Origin of the sequence: Bifidobacterium sp. W8114 (genome assembly GCF_016101165.1) — a bacterium.
Taxonomy (GTDB): domain Bacteria; phylum Actinomycetota; class Actinomycetes; order Actinomycetales; family Bifidobacteriaceae; genus Bombiscardovia; species Bombiscardovia asteroides.
Genome location: NZ_JACFRA010000015.1, coordinates 1 through 2,672, shown reverse-complemented (window position 1 = coordinate 2,672; position 2,672 = coordinate 1). Strand labels below are relative to the sequence as shown.

Annotated in this window: 3 protein-coding genes; 2 read left to right on the top strand and 1 reads right to left on the bottom strand. The window is 54.9% G+C overall.

Features of this window, described 5'->3' with window-relative positions:
• Positions 1 to 267 precede the first annotated feature (267 nt).
• Together H3T89_RS08790 and H3T89_RS08785 are read left to right on the top strand one after the other, a co-directional pair.
• On the top strand, positions 268 to 780 hold the full coding sequence (locus tag H3T89_RS08790; protein ID WP_045925197.1) for a hypothetical protein: 513 nt from the start codon (positions 268 to 270) through the stop codon (positions 778 to 780).
• A gap of 22 nt (positions 781 to 802) precedes the next feature.
• Complete coding sequence (locus H3T89_RS08785) at positions 803 to 1,249, top strand: hypothetical protein (protein ID WP_015022033.1); 447 nt, start codon at positions 803 to 805, stop codon at positions 1,247 to 1,249.
• A 135-nt stretch (positions 1,250 to 1,384) separates the two neighbouring features.
• Here H3T89_RS08785 and H3T89_RS08780 read toward each other — a convergent pair whose 3' ends face one another.
• Positions 1,385 to 1,945 carry a hypothetical protein gene (locus tag H3T89_RS08780; protein ID WP_015022034.1) on the bottom strand — a complete coding sequence of 187 codons (561 nt, stop codon included), beginning with the start codon at positions 1,943 to 1,945 and terminating at the stop codon, positions 1,385 to 1,387.
• Between the last annotated feature and the right edge of the window lie 727 nt (positions 1,946 to 2,672).

Sequence of the window (2,672 nt, the reverse complement as noted above, 5' to 3'; positions counted from 1 at the left end):
CCGACCTATTAACAACCACCCAACACGCTTACAGCCACAAGGCCAAACCCCCAACATAAACAACGCGTTTAGTTCCTATAGCCCTATGATGGTGTAACGGTGGTGCTACTGTCACCGTTGATGTAATAACTCAAGAATGATAGTTAGGCCTATCTATCAGTGCAGTATTCCAGTTTTAGCTGGGTTGTCAGAGGTGCCATGGCTGTCACCGCTGACTTCGTTATTGGTTATCAAGGATGAATTGACTCAACAAACGGAAAGGGGCTTATGATGAAAGCTCTGAACACTATCAAAAGTAGGTTGCTCGCCAGCGTTGCTGTTCCACTTGCGCTGTCTATGGGAGTCGCCATGGTTCCCAGTCAGGCGATGGCTGCAGAGCCTGTGGATACCGCTTCGACATCTATCGTGAGTCAAGTCACCGATTCGCTGACTCCGAGGGATGTGCTGGAGATAGCGGATACCGCATGGGAAAACGGTGATTATGAAGGTGCTGGCATCCTGACCGAGTATGCATTCTCGATGCATGATGGCACTGCCGGTAATGGCTTCCAATCGAGGAATTGGGCTACGACGATCGCCAAGAAAGCTGTCATTAAGCTTCTGCGCTGGGGAGGTTCCAAGCTTCCTGCCAAGATTGCTCCGTGGGCCGGTCGGATTGCAGACTTCCTGGAAGCCACCGGCGTCTGGACTCATGCCGCTATCGTCTCAGGTTTGATGCAGCTGGGCATCCCTTACGATATTGCTGAATACACGGCGACATGGGTTGATTTGTTCCTCTGATTCATGGAGAGAGGGGTGAGCGATGAGTGACCGTGGACGATCAGACCATGTAACGGTTTCGGATGCGATTACCGGTGTTGGTTTTTTCGGAACTGTGTTGTTGGGTTTTGTCTTTCCTTTTGCGGTCGGCATTGGTGTCACTTATCGCTTGCTCCCTTTCGGTGGCGTTCGTTCCTGGGTGCATGGGTGGCGTGGGGTTTTGGGTACCATCGTTATCTTTCTGTTGTGGTTCTTTGGTACCTACATAACTGATGCGTTGGTGGATGTGTTGTTTAGCATGAGCAGTCACAAGGTCTTGAAGAAGCTTGTTAGCGAAGTTGTGAGTTTTGTGTTTCTCATGGGGTTGATGGCCTTGGCCTTCAGCAGGTGGGAAGCCATGGCGCTCTCATCTTTGATAACTGAGGTTCTCACCATTCTCATCTCCCTACTCGTCATTCATGCCGTTGATGCTGCAGACAAGCATGATTAATCTAAACAACGATCATTCCTAGGGAATGAAGCGGATTCGAGTGCCCCTTTTATGGGGCGGGAGAAACGCATCGGACGCGGAGAGGTCTCCTCCTTGGTTTGGGAGGAGACCTCTTCGGTTTGGTTGTGTGTGGTGTTAGTCGTCGGTGGGGTTGATGTTCTTACTGAGGGCCAGGGCGATGAGCGCTGCGAGGTTGTTGGTTCGGTCGAGGGTGAGGGCTTGGACCATGTATGAGCTGGCTTGGTCGGGGTCGCGGGCGGCCCAGGCCAGGTAGGCTCTGGAGGCGCTGAGGTGTGGGGTGGGGCCGACGGCGGCGGTGAGCTGGTCGAAGAGGTTGTAGGCTCTGTCGGCGCGTTCCTGGTTGACGGGGGTCCGGCCTTCGAAGCAGGTGGTGAGGCTGGTGAAGATGAGTTTGACGGCGGCGGGGTCGTGGGGTTGTTCGGTGATGGTGGTCAGGTCGTCTCGGGTGGTGTCGGGGTTGATGGCGGCGACCAGGAGCGCGTCGCGGTGCGGCAGTGAGGTTTCTATCAGCGCGGCCATGCGGGTGAGCCGGTCGTGTCCTATGGCTTCGGGCTGGTGGGTGCCGTCGAGTATGCGCATGATGCTGTCGAGGGCCTGTCGGCCTGCGGTGAGCATGAGTTGGGGGTCCTGGCTCAGTTGCTTGACGTCGTCCTGGAGGCTGGTTGTGGTGTTCATGGGTGTTCCTTTCCTTGGTGCCGGGACTGTTTGTGCCGACGCCTGGAATGGCGGCCCGGGTATAGCGGAGAGTCAAGCCCCCGCGTGGATCCGAACACTCCCCCGGAGGCCGAGGGGGCATGCTGTTCGGCCCCCTCGGCCGGAGCGGGGTGTGGGCGGAGACGCTCGGGGCTTGAGTCGCAGCGGCCCGGGCCAGAATGGAAGGGGGCGGCACAAACACCACATTCCCAACCCCTTCAGCAGCACGCCGCAGGCGTGCGACAGCGGCGGCCAGACATCAAGGCGCAGCCGCCGATGACCACAACCCCGGCCGAGCCGACCAGTTTTATGTTTGCCGATTGAAGGGTGATCTGCAGTAGCTCATGATAGAAGAAAGACCATCCGATAAGAAATGTGTTTATATTGTGAAGCTTTATCTTGATGAAGCTTTCTAACTGATATCCCGAGTATATTAAAGCTTGTTAGAAGCCGCCACTGCCTCTATCATATTTATATGATATGCACACTAGGGCGGCACTTTTTTATCTAAAGGGGTGTAACTGAGATGGACACCGCTCGTATTCCTTACCCTTCGCATCCTTATCAGAGCTCAGCCAATCTAGCCTCTATGCTGATACAGAACGGTCTCTCCGGCATCAGGGGCTATAGGAACTAAACGCGTTGTTTTAGGTTCTGTGTGTGGGTTTGGTTGTGTGTTGGTCAGAGTGTGGTGTTGGGGTATCTGACT

Excerpts from the sequence above, each read along its gene's own strand:
- H3T89_RS08790 (WP_045925197.1), top strand. The coding sequence starts at position 268 with ATGATGAAAGCTCTGAACACTATCAAAAGTAGGTTGCTCGCCAGCGTT.
- H3T89_RS08785 (WP_015022033.1), top strand. The coding sequence starts at position 803 with ATGAGTGACCGTGGACGATCAGACCATGTAACGGTTTCGGATGCGATT.
- H3T89_RS08780 (WP_015022034.1), bottom strand. The coding sequence starts at position 1,945 with ATGAACACCACAACCAGCCTCCAGGACGACGTCAAGCAACTGAGCCAG.